19 protein-coding genes are annotated in these 19,883 nt (G+C 66.9%); 8 read left to right on the top strand and 11 right to left on the bottom strand.

Going from position 1 to position 19,883, the window contains the following annotated elements; all coding sequences use genetic code 11:
• Nucleotides 1–18: 18 nt before the first annotated feature.
• The 6 genes from flgG (at nt 19) to ACX40Y_RS16805 (ending at nt 4,075) form a co-directional block, all read left to right on the top strand.
• Nucleotides 19–801 carry a flagellar basal-body rod protein FlgG gene (gene flgG / locus ACX40Y_RS16780; RefSeq protein WP_459120715.1) on the top strand — a complete coding sequence of 261 codons (783 nt, stop codon included), beginning with the start codon at nt 19–21 and terminating at the stop codon, nt 799–801.
• Nucleotides 801–1,229 carry a flagellar basal body P-ring formation chaperone FlgA gene (gene flgA, locus ACX40Y_RS16785; protein WP_459120716.1) on the top strand — a complete coding sequence of 143 codons (429 nt, stop codon included), beginning with the start codon at nt 801–803 and terminating at the stop codon, nt 1,227–1,229. The genes flgG and flgA overlap by 1 nt, the downstream gene beginning before the upstream one ends.
• Nucleotides 1,230–1,240: 11 nt before the next feature.
• Entirely contained in the window at nt 1,241–1,990 is a 750-nt protein-coding gene (gene flgH / locus ACX40Y_RS16790; RefSeq protein ID WP_459120717.1) for a flagellar basal body L-ring protein FlgH, read from the top strand.
• Between the two features lie 244 nt (nt 1,991–2,234).
• Nucleotides 2,235–3,092: a flagellin gene (locus ACX40Y_RS16795; protein ID WP_459120718.1), complete on the top strand. Its 858-nt coding sequence runs from the start codon at nt 2,235–2,237 to the stop codon at nt 3,090–3,092.
• 139 nt (nt 3,093–3,231) lie between these two features.
• Nucleotides 3,232–3,633, top strand: a complete 402-nt coding sequence (locus ACX40Y_RS16800; RefSeq protein ID WP_459120719.1) for a hypothetical protein — start codon at nt 3,232–3,234, stop codon at nt 3,631–3,633.
• Nucleotides 3,634–3,733: 100 nt separating this feature from the next.
• On the top strand, nt 3,734–4,075 hold the full coding sequence (locus tag ACX40Y_RS16805) for a hypothetical protein (RefSeq protein ID WP_459120720.1): 342 nt from the start codon (nt 3,734–3,736) through the stop codon (nt 4,073–4,075).
• 188 nt (nt 4,076–4,263) lie between these two features.
• On the opposite strand, the gene ACX40Y_RS16810 is transcribed toward ACX40Y_RS16805, so the two are convergent.
• The 10 genes from ACX40Y_RS16810 to fliG form a co-directional block, all read right to left on the bottom strand.
• Entirely contained in the window at nt 4,264–4,770 is a 507-nt protein-coding gene (locus ACX40Y_RS16810; protein WP_459120721.1) for a hypothetical protein, read from the bottom strand.
• Nucleotides 4,771–5,074: 304 nt separating this feature from the next.
• Nucleotides 5,075–5,737, bottom strand: coding sequence for a flagellar hook assembly protein FlgD (locus ACX40Y_RS16815; protein ID WP_459120722.1), 663 nt, complete (start codon nt 5,735–5,737; stop codon nt 5,075–5,077).
• Between the two features lie 9 nt (nt 5,738–5,746).
• A complete protein-coding gene (locus ACX40Y_RS16820; protein ID WP_459120723.1) occupies nt 5,747–7,333 on the bottom strand; it encodes a flagellar hook-length control protein FliK in 1,587 nt (528 codons plus the stop codon).
• 75 nt (nt 7,334–7,408) lie between these two features.
• The gene (gene flhA / locus ACX40Y_RS16825) at nt 7,409–9,490 is read right to left on the bottom strand and encodes a flagellar biosynthesis protein FlhA (protein WP_459120724.1); all 2,082 of its coding nucleotides are present in this window, start codon (nt 9,488–9,490) and stop codon (nt 7,409–7,411) included.
• A gap of 20 nt (nt 9,491–9,510) precedes the next feature.
• Nucleotides 9,511–10,842, bottom strand: a complete 1,332-nt coding sequence (locus tag ACX40Y_RS16830; RefSeq protein WP_459120725.1) for a sigma-54-dependent transcriptional regulator — start codon at nt 10,840–10,842, stop codon at nt 9,511–9,513.
• Nucleotides 10,842–11,189, bottom strand: a complete 348-nt coding sequence (gene fliN, locus ACX40Y_RS16835; RefSeq protein WP_459120726.1) for a flagellar motor switch protein FliN — start codon at nt 11,187–11,189, stop codon at nt 10,842–10,844. The genes ACX40Y_RS16830 and fliN overlap by 1 nt, the downstream gene beginning before the upstream one ends.
• A gap of 10 nt (nt 11,190–11,199) precedes the next feature.
• Nucleotides 11,200–12,786: a flagellar basal-body MS-ring/collar protein FliF gene (gene fliF, locus ACX40Y_RS16840; protein WP_459120727.1), complete on the bottom strand. Its 1,587-nt coding sequence runs from the start codon at nt 12,784–12,786 to the stop codon at nt 11,200–11,202.
• Nucleotides 12,787–12,942: 156 nt separating this feature from the next.
• Nucleotides 12,943–14,079 (bottom strand): energy transducer TonB, encoded by a 1,137-nt coding sequence (locus tag ACX40Y_RS16845; RefSeq protein ID WP_459120728.1) that lies wholly within the window; start codon nt 14,077–14,079, stop codon nt 12,943–12,945.
• An 88-nt stretch (nt 14,080–14,167) separates the two neighbouring features.
• Nucleotides 14,168–14,815 carry a FliH/SctL family protein gene (locus ACX40Y_RS16850; RefSeq protein ID WP_459120729.1) on the bottom strand — a complete coding sequence of 216 codons (648 nt, stop codon included), beginning with the start codon at nt 14,813–14,815 and terminating at the stop codon, nt 14,168–14,170.
• A 13-nt stretch (nt 14,816–14,828) separates the two neighbouring features.
• Nucleotides 14,829–15,866 (bottom strand): flagellar motor switch protein FliG, encoded by a 1,038-nt coding sequence (gene fliG / locus ACX40Y_RS16855; RefSeq protein WP_459120730.1) that lies wholly within the window; start codon nt 15,864–15,866, stop codon nt 14,829–14,831.
• An 87-nt stretch (nt 15,867–15,953) separates the two neighbouring features.
• Between fliG and ACX40Y_RS16860 the strand changes: the two genes are divergently transcribed.
• Entirely contained in the window at nt 15,954–18,728 is a 2,775-nt protein-coding gene (locus tag ACX40Y_RS16860; protein ID WP_459120731.1) for an NHL repeat-containing protein, read from the top strand.
• 3 nt (nt 18,729–18,731) lie between these two features.
• Nucleotides 18,732–19,151, top strand: a complete 420-nt coding sequence (locus tag ACX40Y_RS16865) for a flagellar basal body protein (protein ID WP_459120732.1) — start codon at nt 18,732–18,734, stop codon at nt 19,149–19,151.
• 91 nt (nt 19,152–19,242) lie between these two features.
• On the opposite strand, the gene ACX40Y_RS16870 is transcribed toward ACX40Y_RS16865, so the two are convergent.
• Nucleotides 19,243–19,746: an FxDxF family PEP-CTERM protein gene (locus ACX40Y_RS16870; protein WP_459120733.1), complete on the bottom strand. Its 504-nt coding sequence runs from the start codon at nt 19,744–19,746 to the stop codon at nt 19,243–19,245.
• Between the last annotated feature and the right edge of the window lie 137 nt (nt 19,747–19,883).

Genomic DNA, 19,883 nt, shown 5'->3' on the forward strand with positions numbered 1-19,883 from the left:
AACGAAAGGGCAGTTCAAATGCGTTCGCTTTCCATCGCCGGCACCGGCATGCTCGCGCAGCAGACCAACGTCGACGTCATTTCGAACAACATCGCCAACATGAACACGACGGCGTTCAAGCGCCAGCGTGCCGAATTCCAGGACCTGCTCTACCAGCAGGTGTCGCGGCCGGGTTCGTCGACCGGCGGCGATACCAAGGTGCCGTCGGGCATCCAGATCGGCGCGGGCGTCAAGACCGGCGGCGTCTATCGCATCAACGAGCAGGGCTCGCTGACGCAGACCAGCAATCCCTATGACCTGGCGATCCAGGGCAATGGCTATTTCCAGGTGACGATGCCCGACGGCAGCACCGCCTATACTCGCGACGGTTCGTTCCAGATTTCGGATCAGGGCGAACTGGTGACGCAGGACGGCTATATTGTTCAGCCCGGCATCACGCTGCCGCAGGGCGTGACCAACTTCACCGTTTCGAAGACCGGCGTCGTTGAAGTGGTGGTGGCCGGCAACACCCAGCCGCAGCAGCTGGGCCAGCTCGAACTCGCGACGTTCATGAACGAATCCGGCCTCGAGGCGAAGGGCGGCAACTTGTTCCTGGAGACCGCCGCGTCGGGCCAGCCGACCGTCGCCGCCCCGGGCGAGCCCGGCAACGGCACGCTGACGCAGGGCTTCATCGAAGCATCGAACGTCAATCCGGTCGCCGAAATCACCGCGCTGATCACCGCGCAGCGTGCCTATGAGATGAACAGCCGCGTCGTGAAGACCGCGGACGAAATGCTGGCGACGACCAGCCAGCTGCGCTGATGTTCGCCTTCGCCGCCCTGTTGCTGTCGGCAGTCGCACCGGGACAGGACGTGCCGGTGGCCGTCCTGCAGCAATCGGTCGCGCGCGGCGAGCCGATCGAGGTGCGCGACCTGGCGGTCGAGGACCGGCCGGCGGCAACCGCGCGCGGCGCGCTTCAGATCGACGAGCTCGTCGGCATGGAGGCGACGCGCAACCTGACCGCCGGCAACGTGATCCGGCGCAGCGACGTGACCCGTGCCCAGCTCGTCCGCCGCGGCGAGCCGGTGACGGTGCGGATCGCGTCGGGCGCGATGGTCATCAGCGCATCGGGCCGGGCACTGGGCGGCGGCGCGGCCGGCGACACGGTGCGCGTGCTCGTCACCGCCACCAGCCGCACCCTCGACGGCGTCGTCGACGGCACCGGATCGGTGCGGATCACCACCCCTTGAAGGAAGTTCTGATGCGTAACGTGGTTCTGGCGGTCACCGCCTGCGCGATGCTGTCCGGCTGCGGCGCGGTCGGCCGGCTCAAATCGGTGGGCAAGCCGCCCAAGCTCTCCGCAACCGAAACGATCGACGCGCCGGCGCTGGAAGCGTCGCTGGCCGATCCGGCCGATCGCGCGGGTCGCCACCCGGCCACAGTGGCGCAGGCCGCGCCGACAGCGTCGCTGTTCCGCACCGGCGCCGGCGCGTTCTTCCGCGACCAGCGCGCGGGGAAAACCGGCGACATCCTGACGATCCGTATCAACATCGCCGACAAGGCCGATATCGGCAACACGACGTCGCGCACGCGCGGCGGATCCGAGGCCGGCGGCATCGCCGGGCTGCTCGGCCTGGAAAGCCATATCGGCAAGCTGACCGGCCGTGACCCGGGATCGCTGGTCGATACCAGCTCGACCTCCAAATATAGCGGCGGCGGATCGACCAACCGGTCCGAGACGATCAACATGACGATGGCCGCGATCGTCACCCAGGTGCTACCCAACGGCAATCTGATGATCCGCGGCCGCCAGGAAGTGCGCGTCAATTTCGAGATGCGCGAACTGATCGTCACCGGCATCATCCGGCCCGAGGACATTGCCCGCGACAATTCGGTCGCGCACAGCCAGATCGCCGAGGCGCGCGTGATCTATGGCGGCAAGGGCCAGCTGACCGACGCGCAGCAGGCGCGCTGGGGCCAGCAGATCTACGACGCGCTGTTCCCGTTCTGAACGATCGACCGCCACGCGCGGCGGAGAAGGGGCCGGGGCCCGTCGCAGATGCGGCGCGCCCCGGCCCCTTTCGCGTTGGGGGTTCCGGTTAACCACCTCGTAACCATCAAAATTTCCAGGATTATTTTGGTCCTCCTGGATTCCTTTCCACAATGAACCTGCGGGGCCTGACAAGGGCGCCGCCGCGGATCGGCGGTTCCGATCCGGGTCGCAGAAGCGGCTCTAGTCCAAGAAGGAAATCATCATGGGTTTTTCCGTTAACACCAATGTTGGCGCAATGGCGGCTCTCCAGAGCCTGAATGAAACCAACAAGGGTCTCGCCACCACTCAGAGCCGCATCAACACCGGCCTTTCGGTCTCGTCGACCAAGGACGACTCGGCTTCGTACACGATCGCTCAGGGCCTGCGTGGCGACATGGGCGGCCTGAAGGCCGTTTCTTCGTCGCTGAGCCGCGCCAAGAGCGTGACCGACGTCGCCGTTGCCGGCGCTGAGCAGATCTCCGACGTGGTCAACCAGATGAAGGCCAAGGCCTATCAGGCGGCCGACGCGGGCATCGACGATGCGACCCGCGAAGCGCTGAACAACGACTTCGTTGCTCTGCGTGACCAGATCACCACGATCGTCAACTCGTCCGACTTCAACGGCACCAACCTGCTGAAGGCTTCGGGCGGCACCGTGACCGCGCTGCAGTCGCTGCAGGATTCGGACACGACGTCGGCGACCACCTGGAACCCGGACTCGCTGAGCGTGTCCAACCAGGGCCTCGATCTGGGCGGTTCGATCGTCACGATCTCGGCGAGCGGAGACATCTCCAGCCAGTCGAATGCGCAGGCGATGATCGACACGATCACCACCACGCAGGCGAACCTGAAGACCAGCCTCAGCACGCTCGGCGCGGCTTCGCGCAAGATCGATGCGCAGGCGACCTTCACCAGCAAGCTGTCGGACGTGATCGAGAGCGGCATCGGCAACCTCGTCGACGCCGACCTCGCGAAGGAATCGGCTCGACTGCAGGCACTTCAGGTGAAGCAGCAGCTGGGCGTGCAGGCGCTGTCGATCGCCAATCAGGCGCCGCAGACGATCACGTCGCTGTTCCGCTAAGAGCCCAAGGCCCAACCCTGGGGGCCAAAGGCTTGAACGGAGGCCGGGATGGTACGCCATCCCGGCCTTTTTTTGTGCGCCGTCTCCGGGATGAAATGGTTTCCCATTCTATAATGGGGAAGGACAGGAGATTTCGGACTTGTTTCCGCGTATACGAGAAATCACCGATGCGTTTGGCGGCCGCCTGAGGGTGAGTGTCGAAGAGCACCCGTCGGGTGCGCTCGTCGTCATCGAACGCCCCGACATGACGGGCCGGCCCCGCGTGTTGCTGGACGGATACGGCGTCGACGTTCTTTCGGGCTTCATCATGTCGGCGAGGCTTTCGGTGCCGCATCCGCTGCCCGACGAGCATGTCGACGGCATGTTTGGCACGCGCTTCCAGCTCGCGCTCGAGCCGTCGGCGGCGCTGTCGCTGACCCAGGATGCATCGAAGGGGATCGATATTCCCGCGCCCTTCTGGGACCGGCTCTATGCCGAGCTGTGCCTGGTGGCCGCGCATGCCCGCGAACTGGCTCGTCGAGCCGAGGCGCGGGTGCATTGAATCCGTAGAAGCACGGTTAGGTGCATCTACTGAATACGCAGCGATGCCTTTCTGGGGCATCCGTTAACTGGCGATTAACCCGCGCAGCAGGGGTGCAATGATGGATTTTCGCGAGTTCGGACCGGGTATCAGTGGTGAGAGTTACACCGTTTCACTGTCGTTGACGGTGGAGAATGCAAGCGCGTTGTGGTGCGCGGCGGCCGAACGCGCGCTGACTGCGCCGGGCATGACGCTGGCCGATGTGCTCGACACGATCGGCCCGCGCGAGGATCCCGATATTGCCGAATGCATCGCCATGCTGGTGGTGCCGACCACCGTGGCCGGATGCGGCCTGGACCAGGTGACGGTGCGCGAGATGGCACAGCCCGCGGCCGCGCCGGTGCAGTTGCTGCCGATCGGTTGCGATGGTGCCGCGATGGTGGCCAGCGCCCGCCTCGTCTGATCGCTGGCCGCGCATCGGCCGGATGGCCGATCGCGGCGCTACGCGCGACCATTGGTTTTGACCTTCCCGCCGGCCGGGGGTGGCCGGCGTTCGCCTTTCCACGATCGAAACCGCTCGAGGCCGCCGGCGACGCCGGCGAACCCGATCGTTCGCATTCACGCATCATCGCCGAACGGACGAACGTCCGCCTAGGGCCGCTTGAGCCGTAGCAGCGCCGCCGGCGCGTGAAACGCCGAGGCACGGCATCGCGCCGTGGCGTGCCGAATGATCGATCCCATCCTGCCAAGATCCATCGACTGGTCGTCGGTCAGGGTGTTCGATCGCCGATCGAACCGGATCGATCGACGTTGGTCGCCCGGTTCGATGCTGGCGGCATTGACGTCGGCGAGCTGCACGGCGCTGTCGTCGCTGCGAGCGATCGCAAAGGTCTGGTGCGGCCCGCAGCCGCCATAACACCAGGATTGCGCCTTCAGGTCGGCGCTGAAGTCGAGCGTGTAGGGCACGAGCTGTGCCCGCCGATTGCCGACCCGGACCGTCTCGGTTCCGGTGCAGGTTTCGCCGATCCTGTCCGCAGCCGCATCGGCGGGCGGCGCGGCAAATGCGAGCGCAAGAGCGATCATCGCGTCATTCACCGAGCCCGCCTCCTCGATCACGGCCAGCATCGTGCAGATTGCCGGGCGATCTGGCCGTCGCATCCTACGCCCATCTTGTGCGCTGGTCCATTGCGTGCGGGGCGAGGGCAGTGCGTGAAATGCAGACCCCGGAAACGCGGGCGGCAGGCCGGTTGGGGGAAACCGGCCTGCCGCATGTACCAGGCGGGGGGGTGTGCCTGGCAGATAGATGAAGGCGGGAGGATCGCGAGGGGATCGGTACGTCCTCGCCGCCTTCTGTAGTTCTTATACAACGTTTCTCACGTCGATTGAAGTAAATATCACGGAATCGGAGTACAGGATTTATACCTAGCGTTAGATATCGTAGATAACTGGTCTATCGGTGTCATCACTTCTCGATACGCGTAATCAGGCTCGTCGGGTATTGAGCGTCATTGATTGACACAACCGCGGCGCCATTGAGCATCTGAACATTTTGCACTGTGCCAGAAGCACTTGCCTGCATCGCGATGCTGGTGCCGGCGCTGTTCGTCCCCGTAAGCGTGGCGCGGTAAACGCCGTCTGCCAGCGTTTTGCCCGTGCTCGTCTTGCCGTCCCATGCGAACGTACCCGACGTGCCCGATACCTGCATGTCGACCTTGTCGACCTCATTGCCATTGGCATCGAGGATCGTCGCCGTGACCGAGGTGACCGAACCTGCCGCGATCCAGTTCCACTGGGCGGGCGTCGACGCGCTCAATCCGGCGACGTCCGAATCGAGTTCGACCTTCTGGCCGATCATCGACGAACTCTGGGTGAGCGACGCCATGTTCAGGTTGGACAGGATTGAGGTCAGTGTCTTGTTCTGCTCGATCGACTGTTCGACCTGCGAATACTGGACCAGCTGCTGCGTATATTCGGAGCTGTCCATCGGATCGAGCGGATCCTGGTTCTGCATCTGCGTGGTCAGCAGCTTCAGGAACAGATCATAGTCCGCCGTCAGCTTCGACAGGGCGGTGCTGCCGGTTTCGGTGGCGGTGGTGCCGGTGGTGCTGCCGGTAACAAGCGTCATGAAATGCTCCTAGGCGATCATATCGACCTGGCCGTCGCCGCGCAGCGTGCGATAGGCCTGGACATCGGGTTCGGGATCGTCGCGAAACTGCTGCTGGCTGCCGCGCGACTGCTGCTGAAAGCTCGATTGGCCGCCATTGCCGCCGGTGCCGCCGTCGCGGCCCTCGAAGCGGAAGCTCTGCGCATCGGTGCGAAGGCCGGCCTGATCGAGCGCGCGGCCGAGATCGGGCGCATCCTGGCGAAGCAGGTGGAGCGTGTGCGCGCTTTCGGCACGCAGCGTCGCCCGCAGGCCGCCATCGTCATCGAATGCCAGCGTCACTTCCACCTTGCCGAGCTCGGCGGGGTTGAGGCGGACGCGCAGCGTGTCTTCGCCGGCATCGACCTTGCGGGCGATTTCGAGGCCGATCGAGCGGCCAAGTTCGCCGGGGCGCGCATTGACCACGGGTTCCGCGGTCGCGGCGACGGCCGGGGCCGCCGGAGCCGTGGGCGACGTGGCGGCAGCGCTCTGGGGAGCGCCGGGAACGGTGAAGGCCGGTGCGGCGGCGCCGTGGTGCGACGTCGCTGCGCCCGACGCGGGGATCGGCGCGCCCTGCGGGTTGCCGGCGCCTTCGCCGCGTTCGCCGGTGCCGGTGTTGGTCGCGGACTGATGCTCGGCGGCGGCGGGCGCTGCGACCGTGCCGCCCGCGACCTTCGCGCCGGGCGCGGTGGACGAGAGGCTCGTCGTCGCGGCGACCGGCTGGTCGGCGCCGTCGGGCCGGGCGCTGCGCTTGCCGGTGGCGGGCATGGGCTGGTCGGCGACGGGCGCCTGGACGGGCACGGCGACCGGCAGGACAGCGGCTGCTGCCGTCGCTGCGGCGGTGGCCGCCGCCTCGTCGGCGGTCTTGTCGGCGGGTGCGACATCGGCAGACGAGCGGCCCGGCCGGGCCGACTTGACCGCTGGGGCGACGCTGTCACGCGCGGTGCGCGGCAGATCGGGGCCACCGAGCGAAGGCTCGACATCGGGCAGCGCGACCATCTGCGCGTCGGGGTCGGTAGCCGTTTCGGCACCGGCGGGCGGTGTCGGCACGACCTTGGTCGCGGTGTTGGCGGCGAGCGCAGGCGCGGGCGCAGCCACCGGCAGCGCTGCGGCGTCTGCTTCGGGAGCGGTCGGGGCCGGCGGGGTGGGGGCGAGCGCCGCTGCGGCATCGTCGGTTGCGGGCGTCGCAGCAGGCGCCTTGCCGGCGGGCAGACTGCCCCCGCGCGTGGTGACGCCGCCGAGCGGCTGCGGACCGGCGCCGAGGACGATCGGTGCCGAGGTTGCGAGCAGCTGCGCCATGGCGAGCGAGGCCTTGTCCGGGGCAGGCGCCGCGACGGTCGTTTCGGTCGCGCCGGGCATCGCCGTCGCGGCGTTGGCCGTGGTGCCGGGCAGCATCGGCTGGGCAGACACGGCCGGCAGCAGGGGCGCCGTTCCGGCTGTGCCGGGGATCATCGGGGTCTGCGCGGCGACGCCGCCGGCGACCAACGCATCGAGCGCGTCGGCGAAGCCGGTCGCGGCCTCGGTCGCGCCGGTGGGGGCAGAGGGGGTACCGAAGGGGAAGCCGATCGTCGTGACGTTCATTCAGTCGCCTCATGCCGGGCCGCAATCGGCCGCTTCATGCATTATAGAAGGATCGGCGCCGCGGCGGTGCGCGGCTCAGCCGATTACGCCCAGCGCGCGGATGCGCGCGCGCGCGTGGATCTCGTTCTGCGACAGCACGACGGTGGCCGGGCGGATCCGTTCGATGATCGAGCGGACGAACGGGCGGATCGCCGGGCTGGTGAGCAGGCAGGGGATTTCGCCGTCGGCGGCAAGGCGATCATAGGTTTCGCGCACCGATGCGATGAACTGTTGCAGCGCGGTGGGGGCCATTGCGAGCTGGCGATCGTCGCCCTGGCCGAGGATCGATTCGGCGAAGGCCTGGTCCCAGTCGGTCGACAGCGTGACGACCGGGATCGCATCGCCGCGCGTCTGCTGCGCGCTGATCTGGCGGGCGAGGCGGCTGCGAACATGCTCGGTGATCTGGGTGAGATTGCTCGTCAGCGGCGCGGTTTCGGCGATCCCTTCGAGGATCGTGGGAATGTCGCGGATCGAAATGCCCTCGGCGAGCAGGTTCTGGAGGATGCGCTGCACGCTCGAGATCGAGACCTTGGACGGGATGATGTCGGCGACGAGCTTTTCCGATTCCTTGTGGACTTCGGTGAGCAGCTTCTGCGTCTCGGTGTACGACAGCAGATCGGCGATATTGTCCTTCACCAGTTCGGTCAGGTGGGTGGCGATGATCGTGCCGCAATCGACGACGGTGAGGCCGCGGAAACCGGCCTCGTCGCGCAGCTCGCGGTCGATCCACAGCGCGGGGAGGCCGAACACCGGCTCGCGCGTGTTCTCGCCCGGCAGGCCGATCGGGCCGCCGCCCGGATTGATCAGCAACAGCTTTTCGAGCTTGATCTCGCCGCGCGCCGCCTCGGTTTCCTTGATCGAGATGACATATTCGTTCGGCTTGAGGCTCATATTGTCGATGATCCGCACCGATGGCAGCACGAAGCCGTAATCGGTCGCCATCTGGCGGCGGAGCGCGCGCACCTGATCGTCGAGCCGCGGTTCGCGTGTATCGTCGTTGATCATCGGCAGCAGCGCATAGCCGATCTCGATGCGAACGGCGTCGATCGCCAGCGTCTGCGAGATCGGCTGTTCGACCGCCTGGGCGGTGGCAACTTCCTGCGCGGTCTGGATCCGGGCCTGGGCCTCGCGCTGGGCGATCCGCTTCGACATCTGCCACGCGACGACGCCCGAAAGCACCGCGAACGACGCGAAGGGGATGAAGGGCAGGCCGGGCATCAGCGCCAGCGCCGCCATCAGGAACGCGACCATCCCGAACGCCTTGGGATAGCGGCCGAGCTGTTCGCCGAGCGCCGAGCCGGTCTTGCCCTTCACGCCGCCCTTCGAGACGAGCAGGCCCGCCGCGGTCGACACGATCAGCGCGGGGATCTGGCTGACCAGGCCGTCACCGGCGGTCAGCACGGTATAGGTGCGGAACGCCTCGCCGATCGGTACGCCGTGTGAAATCACGCCGATGCCCAGCCCGACGACGATGTTGATCGCGGTGATCAGCAGGCCGGCGACGGCATCGCCCTTCACGAACTTCGAGGCACCGTCCATCGCGCCATAGAAGCCGCTTTCGGCTTCCACTTCGGCGCGGCGCTGCTTGGCCTGTTCCTCGTTGATCATGCCGGCGGAGAGATCGGCGTCGATTGCCATCTGCTTGCCGGGCATCGAATCGAGGCTGAAGCGCGCGGCGACTTCGGCGATGCGGCCGGCGCCTTTGGTGATGACGACGAAGTTGATGACCACCAGGATCATGAAGATGGTGAGGCCGATGGCGGTTTCGCCGCCCATCAGGAATTCGCCGAACGCGCCGATCACGCCGCCCGCGGCATCCGGCCCTTCATGGCCGTGGCCCAGGATCAGGCGTGTCGAGGCGAGGTTCAGGCCCAGCCGCAGCATCGTCGCGATCAGCAGGATCGTCGGAAAGGCGCTGAGTTCGAGCGGCTTTTCGATGAACAGCGCCGTCATCAGGATCATCACCGACAGGGTGATCGACAAGGCGAGCCCCATGTCGAGCAGCCAGCCGGGCATCGGCAGGATCAGCATCGCGATGATGGCGATGACGCCGCCGGCCAGCGCCATGTCGCGATTGGCGCCGATGCGATCGAGGAACTTCAACAGGGCGGGAGGCATGGGGGTATGGCTCTACCGGATCAGGGGGCGGGGGCGACGGCGATGCCGGCCTCGATGAAGCTGCGCAGCTTGTTGCGCATCGTGCGGACCGAAATGCCGAGGATGTTCGACGCCGAGGTGCGATTGCCGTGGCAGCGTTCGAGCGTCTGGAGGATCAGTTCGCGCTCGACTTCCTCGACCGTGCGGCCGACCAGCCCGTCGATGCGCAGCTGGTTCGGATCGCCTTCGAGTTCGGTGAGCGGCGTGCCGTCGGCGCGGACCAGATCGTGCGGCTGGATCGCTGCGCCGCGCCCGAGCAGCAGCGCACGGTGGACGGTTTCCTCCAGCTCGCGGATATTGCCGGGCCAGTTGTAGCGCCCGACCAGCGCCAACGCCTCGTCCGAAAAGGCGCGCGGCGCGATCCCGTCGATCTCGGCGAGCCGCTTCACGAAATAGCGGGCGAGCGCGACGATATCGTCACCGCGGCCGCGCAAGGACGGCACCTCGATCCGCACCAGCCCGATCCGCACCAGCAGATCGGCGCGGAAGGTGCCGGCTTCAACCAGTGCGTCGAGATCGAAGCTGGTCGAGGCGATCAGGCGGGCGTGGAACGGGATCGGCTCGCTGCCACCGACACGGGTGAAATGCGCCTTCTGAAGCATGTCGTGCAGGCGGGCCTGGACGGTGCCGGGCAGCACGCCGATCTCGCGGATCAGGACGGTGCCGTGACCGGCCTTTTCGAGGCGGCCGATGCGCCGCGCGACCGCGCCGGGAAAGGCGCCGGCCTCATGCCCGAACAGCTCGGACTCGAGCACGTCGGTGGCGACGCCCGCGCATTCGACGACGTGCATCGCCTGGGGGCGGCCCGACGCATCATGGACGGCGCGCGCCATCATTTCCTTGCCGCTGCCCTTTTCGCCCGTGACGAGGACGGGTGCGGCGCTCGGCGCCACCGCTGCCGCCAGCGACAGCGCGCGGGCCAGCGCAGGGTGGGTGCCGATCCAGGCAGGGGCCTTGCGCTCGACCACCGACGCGATCGCGGCGGCGATCAGGTCGCGCTGCGGGGGCAGGGGGACATAGTCGCGCGCGCCCGCCCGGATCGCCGCAACGGCGCGTTCGGCCGGCGCGTCGATGCCGCAGGCAAGCACCGGGATGGTGAAGCGTTCGCTGCGGATGCTGTCCATGAACCCGGCAATGTCGGCCTCGACATCGATCATCACGAGATCGCCACCACCTTCACGCAACAGGATCAGTCCGTCCGCCGGGGTGTCCGCCATCAGCACTTCGGCGCCGGCGCTGCGCGCGAGCTCGGCGGCGCGACGGAATTCGGTGCCCGGCGCACCGATCAGCAGCATGCGGATCGCGGACGCCATCAGCGGTCCGGCCGCACGATTTCGGTGAGGGTCACACCGAGCGCATTGTCGATCAGCACGACTTCGCCGCGGGCGATCAGACGATCGTTGACGAAGATGTCAACGGGCTCGCCGACGCGGCGATCGAGTTCGAGCACGGTGCCCGAGGTGAGATTGAGAAGATCGCCGATCGGCATCCGCGCGCGGCCGAGCACGGCCTGAACCTTTACCGGCACGTCGTGGACCGCTTCCAGCCCGGCGCTGCCGGCCGGCGTTTCGTTGCCGCCGGGCAGTTCGAAATCCTCGAACACGGGGGTGGGCTGGGGCTCGCCGTCGGACGGGATGATGTCGTGGGGGTCGATATTCATCGGTCGGGTCCTATGCGTTCATCCATTGGCGGATGACCGACGCAGCCTCTGGCGGGCTGGCGGCGATCGTCGCGCCGATGCGTTTGAGGGCGGAGAGTTTGATGCGTCCGTCGATCTGGGCGAGGGCGATTTCCTGATCAAGCAGCGCCGGCTCGGCGCCGTTCGCGATCGCCTCGAGCTGCTCCATCGCCTCGGGATCGCCCTCGGCGGCGCGTTCGGCGAGCAGGCGCATTTCTTCGCTCGGCGTCTCGAGCGCGGGGGGCGCCAGCTCCACCGGCAGCGGCAGCGGGTCTGCCTTTGGCTTGAGCATGCGGAGCGCGAGCAGGCCCACGCCGGCGATCAGGATCAGCTGGAGCAGGCCCCAGATCCGGTCTAGCGGCAGCTTCGAGAAGATGCTGCCCTGATCTTCCTCGACCGGGACGGCCGAGAAGGGCATGCTTTCGACGACGACGCTGTCGCCGCGCTGCGTGTCGACGCCGACGGCGTTTTCGACGAGGCGCTGGAGCCGCTGGATCTGTTCGGCAGGCAGGCCCTTCGGGCCGCCATCGACCATCACCGCGACGGTGAGCCGCGTGACGCGGCCGGGCGAGCGCAGCGTGACGGTCTTGGTCGAGCTGTTCGAATAGGTGGTGTCTTCCGACGTCTGGTTGCTTGCCGACTGGCGCGATGCGCCGGGCGCCGGCGGGTTCGCCTGGGCATCGGGCAGCTGGTTGGCGACCGAGGCGGTCTGCGGGCCGGCATCGGTCTCGCGGTTCTGGTCACCGGTCTCGACGCTGACGGTGCGGGCCACGACCTGCTTGTCGGGATCGTAGATGTTCGATTCCTCGCGCGTCTGGTCGCGGTCGATCTGGGCCGACACCTCGGCGCGGACCTTGCCCTCGCCGACGATCGGCTGGAGCAGCGCTTCGATCTCGCTGCGCAGCTTGGCCTCCACGGCCTGCTGGCGCTCGTCGGCGTCGGCGCCGCCGGCGGTGCCGGGATCGCCCGCACGCGCGAGCAGCGCGCCGGTCTGATCGACCACCGACACCGCATCGGGCGACAGTTCGGGCACCGAGGACGAGACGAGATAGCGGATCGAGGCGATGCTTTCGGCGCCGAGATGCGACTTGGTCTTGACCGTGACGGCGGCGGTCGCCTTGCGGCTTTCGTTCGCGAACATCGCGCGTTCCGGCATGACGATGTGGACGCGCGCGGCGGTGACGTTCTGGATCGTCTGGATCGACTTGGCGAGTTCGCCCTCGATCGCGCGCGTTTCGTTCATCTTGGCGCGGCTGGCGGAAACGCCGAAGGGCTGCTCCTCGTCGAGCACCTCATAGCCGATCTTGCCGCCCAGCTTCTCGCCGGCCATGCTCATCCGCAGTTCGGCGAGCTTGTCCTCGGGCGCCAGGATTGCAGTGCCGTCGGCGCTGAGCGTGTAGGGGACGTTCTGCGCCTTCAGCTTTTCGGTGATCGTCGCGGCCGCTGCGGGGTCGAGATCGGTGTAGAGATAGCCCATGTTGGACGTACCGCTGCTCATCGCCAGGTAGGTGAGCGCCGCCAGCAGGACGAACGCCACACCCCCCATCAGCGCCAGCCGCGTGTTGCCCAGCTGAGCCATCAGATTTTTGATCGGTTCCAATGCCGCCCCGTCAACTGCCATGCGTGGGGCGGGTGCCCCGTCCCCTTAGTTATAGGCGGGGCGGGGACGGCAGTTTCTGCCGGGTGGGAATTTTTTGCCTAGCCGCGTTGCCGGCGAAGCGCATCGGCGCGCGGATCAGTCGTCGAAGCCGGGCGCGTCCTGCCCTTCTTTCGGCATGACGAAGCGGACGATGTCGATGCAGCCGGTCCGGCCGCTGGTGGAGGCGGCCTGGGTTGCCGCGTTCACGATCTCGCGCGCGCGCTGGCCAAAGTCGGCCGCGGGTTCGGTGGCCAGCACGCGGACATTGCCCGTCTCGCCCCAGGGCGCGACATCATAGCCGATGACCGCCCATCCTTCGATCCGCCGCTCGGCAAAGCCGGCGGGGAAGGCCAGCTTCGGCATCATCTTCCAGTCGGTGTCCTCGTCGGGGCATTGCGCGTCGGCGGGCTTGAACGCGGCCTTGTCCGGCACCACCGGGGCGGCGATCGTTGCTTCGCTGGTGCGATAATAGGGATAGGTGCAGCCATGCCGTGCCTCGGGCGCATAGCGGCTCTGGCGGACGGCCTCCACCGACGCGCGGTCGAGCGCTGCATTGCCGTCCGAGCCGATGATCCGCACATTGACCGGCCGGCCTTTGGCATCGATGTCGAACGCGGTCATCGCATAGGCCCAGCCGCCCGGCGCGATCGCAATATCCTCGAACGCGGGTAGGGCACGCATCCGCAGTTTCGGGCTGCCCGCGCCGATGCAGTTGGTATCGGCGGGATGCATCCGGCGGAACAGCGCCTGTTCGCCGGGATGCCGAGCATGCGGCGCGACGAAATAGCGCATCACCAGCGGCAGCGGCGCCTCTGCGGCGGCGAAGCGGCGCGCCTCGAACCGGATCGTGCAATTGCCGCGCGCCTGTGGTGCAAAGCGCGAGGAGGCGAATGCGGGGGCGATGCCGTTGCCGAGATAGTAAAGCGATCGGACCGGTCCGCCGGACGTTGCATCGCTGCGTTCGATATCGAGGGGGCGGCCGCTGGCGTCGATGCGGAAGCGCAGCGTGAAGGACTCGGGCGCGTCGCTGGCGCTGCCGAACGCCGAGATGGGAAAAGGACGTTCGAGATGGGTGAACGCGACGGGCGTTCCGTCGCACATCGCCTCGCCGGGCACCAGATCGACAAGGTCGGGCACGGCCGGGCGTGGCCCGATCGGCGGGGGCGGGGCGGCCTGCTCCTGCGGCAATGCAGTGGCGGCAAGGAGCGATGCAATCAGCGTGCGCAAGATCATCCGATGATGCTGCGCCTGCTTGATTACCGCTTCAAGTCAAGTTTCTGTGCAGCATCTTTGAAAATATTCGCGCGTCTTGCGCCGGCGATCAATTGAGCAGCAGGCTTTCAAGTTCCGCCGCCACGGCGTCACGGCGCGACTGGGCGTTGAGCGCGAGCCCGCCTTCGTCCCAGTTGATCAGCGCGTCGCCGAGCGCGAGCGTGGCGTCGCCGACGACGCTGAGGTTGAGCTTGCGGCGATCATTGGCCTGGCGATCGGCGATGCGGGCGTCGATATCCTCGACCAGATCGGGATGGACGCGCACCTGCAGCTCGGTGCCGCGTGCGACCTGGCCGAGCACCCGGCCGATCGCCGCGTCGATCGCGTCGCCGGGGGCACGTTCGATGGCGCGGCCGGCGATCAGATCGGCGGCCGCGAGCGCGACTTCGGCGGCCTCGCCGGTGACGCGGCCGGTGATCTCGGTGAACTGGGCATCGATCACCTCGATGCCGGCGTGCAATGCGTCGACCGCGCTGAGCAGCGCGACCTCGCGCTCTGCCCGTGCCTGGGCGAGGCCCGCGTCGAACCCTTCGGCGCGCGCCTGGGCGATCGCCGCTTCGTGATCGGCGCGCAGCAGCGCGACCTCCGCCCGCAGCGCCGCGAGCTCCATCAGCGCGTCTTCGTCGACGAGCTTCTTTTCCACCGGCGGGGCGGCGAAGATTCGATCAAAGGCGAAGCGCTCGATATTGGCACTCATCGGGCCATGCTCCTCAGATAATCATCGCATCGTCGGACTTGGGATCGACCAGCAGGATTTCGCCGCGATCGGCGAGATCCTTGGCCAGCCGGACGAGGCTCGACTGCGCTTCCTCGCAATCGCGCGCGCGCACCGGGCCCATCGCCGCCATGTCCTCGCGCATCAGCTTCGCGGCGCGCTCGGTCATCGCGTTGAAGAACATCTGCTTGAGCTGATCCGGCGCACCCTTCAGCGCCAGTGCCATCTCGCGCTTGTCGGCACCGCGGACGATCGCGGCGATCGCCGGCGGGAGCAGGTTGGCCAGATCCTCGAAGGTGAACATGAGCGCGCGGATGCGCTCGGCGCTTTCCGGTGCCTTGGCGTCGAGCGCGGTGAGCATCGCTTCCTCGGTTGAGCGGTCGAGCGAGTTGAACAGCTCCGCCATGCTCTCGTGCGGATCGCGCTTCTGCGAGCGGGACAGGTTGGTCATGAATTCGGTCTTCAGCGTCTGTTCGACCTGGTTGATGACTTCCTTCTGCACCGTGTCCATCCGGAGCATGCGCATGATGACGTCGACGGCGAATTCGCGCGGCAGTTCGGACAGCACGCGTGCGGCGTGATCGGGCCGCAGCTTCGACAGGATGACCGCCACGGTCTGCGGATATTCCTGCTTGAGCGCGCCGGCGAGTACGGTTTCGGAGACGTTCGACAGCTTGTCCCACATCGTCCGGCCGGAGGGTCCACGGATATCCTCCATGATCTCCTTCACCTTGTCGCCGGGCAGGATGCCGCCGAGCAGGCGTTCGGTGGTTTCGTAGCTGCCGTGGAGCGACGCCATGCTGGCGACCTCGCCGGTGAACTGGATCAGCAGATGTTCGACCACCTGGCTGGGCACGCGGCCGAGCCCGGCGATGGTCGACGACAGCTCCTTGATCTCGTCGGTCGAAAGTTGGTCCCAGATCGGTGCGCCATGTTCGCGGCCGAGCGCCAGCATCAGTGCGGCGGCGCGCTGCGGCCCGGTGTAGCGCTTCAATTCGGGCGGTTCGCCCACCGTGGGGGCTGTCGTTGCCATACTGATCCCTGCAGAAAAAGGCTCGTGCGCGCCCGCAAGGGCACACTTCCCTCTATTATAGGATTGTTAGGGGAAGGGACGGCCCGCATGACAGTTAATTTATCGGCAAATCTGGTGGGATTGAGCGTGCTGACGGGGAGCAACGCCTTCACGTCCTTTGCGCCGATCACCTATGAGAGCAAGGCCGTGCGCACGGCCAAGGCGCAGTTCACGCTGGCCGAAACCACCCCGCCGTGGAAGGAGGAGACGAGCGCCGCAACCGCAAGTTCGTTGCAGCTTTCCTCGATCCTGACCACCAAGACGATCATCGACAAGAGCGGCAGCGCCACCGGCGAGATCCTGCCCGACGACGTCCAGACTACCTTCGTCGCATACAAGGCGCTCGAGAAACTGCGCGTGCTGGCCGAGGCCGCGACGGTGAAGACCGCGTCGGACGCGCAGCGGGCAACCTATGAAAAGGCATTCGCCAAGGGCCTGGCGGACCTGCAGAACTATCTGGTCACCTCGCCGTCCGACAAGGTGAACCTGGCGTTCGGCAAGCCGACATCGACGGCGAAGTCGAACGAACTCGCGTCTTCCGCCCTGTACGAGGTGAGCGGCAAGCCGCTGGTGACCAAGCGATCCGACCCGCTGACCGGGCTCACCGGCACCGAGGTGTTCTCTGCCAAGCTCACCCGCCCGGGGCTGACCGAGAGCTTCACGATCGACCTGGCCGACGGACCGCAGCCGCCGACGATCGACTCGGTTGCCAACGCGCTGAACGAGAAGATCAGCTCGACACTGATCTACAAGGCGGACGGCACGCCGCAGCTGGACAGCAAGGGCAACCCCGTTTCGCGCTGGCTGATCCGCTTCGTGCCCGAATATGCCGACGGCAAATGGGGCCTGAAGGTCGAATCGCCCGACGGCATCGAGCAGATCGCGCTCGACCAGGTCGGCGCGGGGGACTCGCTGGTCGTGGCCACCGGGCAGACCGCGCTCGACGCGCCGAGCGCGACGCAGGTCTTCCGCCTGAACGATCCCGCCGGCGACAGCACCAAGGTGTCGATGGGCACGATCCAGGCGCTCGATCGCGACGCCACGGCGCAGAATACGCTGGCCGGCAAGACCACCACGGTGACGACCACCTCCACCGACATGGACGGCAAGGTCACGACCAACACCACCAAGACGAGCAACGTCTACGCCAACACCGATGCCAGCGCGATCGTCACCGACGCGCAGGGCTATAGCTATGTCGTCGGCACGACGAAAGGCGATCTGGGCGCCAACCTGTCCGATGGCGACGACAATCTGTTCCTCACCAAGATGGATGGCGCCGGCAACGTCGTCTGGCAGCGCAACCTGGGCGCCAGCGGCTCGGCGACGGGCGCCTCCGTGTCGATCGCACCCGATGGCGGGGTGGTCGTTGCCGGAACGGTGACGGGCAGCTTCAACGGCGTCACGTCCGATGGCGACATGGTGGTGGCGAAATATGCCGCCAATGGCGACGAGCAATTCTCCACCGTGGTTCGTTCGACGGGCATCGATACCGCCAAGGCGGTTGCCGTCGGCGCCGACGGATCGGTTTATGTCGGTGGCAAGACCGCGACGGCGGGTGGGGATGCCTTTGTCGCGCGGATCGATCCCAGCGGCAAGCTCGCCGAGCGCCGCACGATCAGCACCGCCGGCAGCGACGTCGTCAACGGCCTCGCGGTCGATGGCGACGGCAATCTGCTCGCGCTCGTCTCGCGCGACGGCAATGCCGAGGTGATGAAGCTGCAGGGCGACTCGCTTGCGACCGATCTGGGCAGCTTCAGCCTGGGCAAGGCCGATGCGCGCGTGATCGCCGTGGCCGAGGACGGCACGATCGGCGTCGGCGGTGCCACCAGCGCCGCGATCAGCGGCGGCCAGGCCAACGGGCTGAGCGGCGGGCGCGACGGCTTCGTCACGCGGATCGACGCGGGACTGAGCGGCGCATCGACGACTTATATCGGCAGCGCCGCCGACGATCAGGTCGACAGCATCGCGTTCATGGGCAGCGACCTGTACGCCGGCGGCCGCACCACCGGCGACCTGGCGGCGACGCGCCGCGGACCCACCGACGGCTTCGTCACGCGAATCGACACCGCAACCGGCGCGATCGAAAGCACCAACCAATTCGGCCAGGCGCTGCTGCGCACCGAGCCGGTTCGCGTCGCCGCCGACAAGGGGGGCGCGAACGCGCTGTCCGCGCTAGGCTTTGGCCGCGGCGTGGTGAACGCCGTGGCTTCCGACAAGGTGACGACGCAGACGACGCTGCGGCCCGGCGACTATTTCTCGATCAAGGCCGACAATGGCGCCGTGCGCAAGGTGATCATCGAGAAGGACGACACGCTCAAGACGATCGCGACGCGGATCCAGGGGATGATCGGCGCCTCCAAGGGCACCGTGACCGCCACCTCGGTCGATGGCGTGCAATCGCTTCGCATCACGATGAAAGCCGGCCACGAACTGGAACTGCTCGCCGGCGGCGCCGACACCGATGCCCTGTCGAAGCTGGGCATCGAGCCGCAGCGCATCGCCAATCAGGCGACGGTGTCGAGTTCGGCGCCGAAAGTTCGCCCCGGCGGCAATTTCGGGCTCGATCTGAGCGAAGCACTTAGCCTCGCCACGCTCGACAATGCGAAGGTCGCGCTTTCGAAGATCACCGATGCGATCTCGATGTCGCAGACCGCCTATCGCTCGCTGTACTGGGACGATGGCAAGGCGACGATGGTCGACGGCGTCAAGAATACCGCGACCGGCAAGCAATCGACCGCACGTGAGAAGTCGCAGCTCGCCAATTATCAGGCGGCACTCAACAGGCTTTCAAGCGGCACATCCGCACTGGTGGGGTTCTGAACCATGACTGACATGCCATCGATCTTCACCGCGATCGAGCGCCGGATGCAGAACCTGTCGCAGCGGCAACAGGTGCTCGCGCAGAACATCGCCAACAGCGAGACGCCGGGTTACAAGGCGCGCGAGACCAGCGAGCCGAGCTTTGCCGGCCTGCTGAACGGTGCGAGCGGCGTATCGGTGGCGCGACCGACCGTCGAACTGACCGGCGCGATGCGGAGCCTGGGCGCGGTTCAGCCGATCAGCAGCGGCGTGGTGCTCGACAAGGCCGCTACCGAAACCAAGCCGGACGGCAACAACGTTACGCTGGAAGAGCAGATGCTGAAAATGGGCAAGGTGCAGGCCGATTTCAGCGCCATGACCAACATCTATCGCAAGCAGTTGCTGATGCTGAAGACTGCGCTGGGCAAGGGCGGCAACGGCTGATCGCCGCCTCGGCTGGCGATGCGACGACAAAAGGGGGCGCCCCGACCTGGATCGGGGCGCCCCCTTTTCATTGACGATGCGCCGTGGCGGATCAGGCGATGGCGGCGACGCGCATGCGGCGGCGGCGGAGCGAGGCGCCGGCAACGCCCAGGCCCCCGATCATCATCCCCCAGGTGGCGGGTTCGGGCACCGCGGCGAAATCGATCGTGCCGCTGTACGATGCGACGCGCGACGTCGGATTGGCGACCGTCATCACCAGATCATAGGTGCCGGCGGCAGCGATCTTGAACACATTGTCTGCGCCCGACACCGGCGTGAAGGTCACGCCGTCGAACGTCGCGGTCACGAACTGGAGATGCGCGGTGGTGAAGGTGAGGACCGCGGTGCCCGCCGACGCGAAGGTGATCTTGAACGTGTCCGCCGCCGACTGGCCGGCAGAGCGCTTCACATTGGCAAAGCCGCCGGTCGTGCCGTCGAACGAGCAGATCCCGGGCGCCGGATCGCACATGAACGTGGTTGCCTGGGCCGTGCCGCCAAGGCCGAGCATGGCAGCGGCGAGCGCGCCTGCCGCCGCGATGGTCTTAAGACGCTTCATCATAATGCCTCCCTAACTGACAACGGCGATGCGGCACCGACCCGCCGGTGCAGTCCGATCCCATGTTGCGCCGCCACTATAGCAGTTTACAGGAAACTAACCAGAAACATCGTGGAAAAATTTTATCCAAGCCTTTG

This window comes from Sphingomonas sp. RS6 (assembly GCF_054489705.1).